This window comes from Gilvimarinus sp. 1_MG-2023, from assembly GCF_030548285.1.
In genome coordinates this window covers 1-369 of sequence record NZ_JAUOSC010000346.1, presented here as the reverse complement: position 1 = coordinate 369, position 369 = coordinate 1, and the positions used below count along the sequence as shown (strand labels likewise).

At 60.4% G+C, this 369-nt stretch carries 1 pseudogene; it reads right to left on the bottom strand.

Going from position 1 to position 369, the window contains the following annotated elements:
* Positions 1 to 306, bottom strand: a pseudogene (locus tag Q4563_RS17120) (hypothetical protein); the annotation flags it as partial.
* Positions 307 to 369: the final 63 nt, after the last annotated feature.

Genomic DNA, 369 nt, shown 5'->3' with positions numbered 1-369 from the left:
TGCCTGCACCACCGCTTCTACCGGCTTGTCGGCCAGCATGGCCAGCAGAATGCCATCCACCTCTTGCTCTCGGGTGGCCAGATACGCAGCGGCCTGTTCATTATGCGCAACATCCAGCGTCAGTCTGAGTTGTCGTCCATCCGGGCACAGGCACTGCCAGCCCTGCAAACGGCCAGGAACCCGCAGGCGCTTGAGGGTTTTGACCACTTCCTCTTCAGGCATCAAATGGCCAACCGCTGCCAGCGCCTGTACTGCAGTGGCGATATTGGCCGCCGGAATAAATCCGCGCGGCAATACCCACGACATCGAGGTATCCTCATCCGGACACGGCAGAAAGCGCAGATTCAGAACCGCCTCACCCCCTTGCAC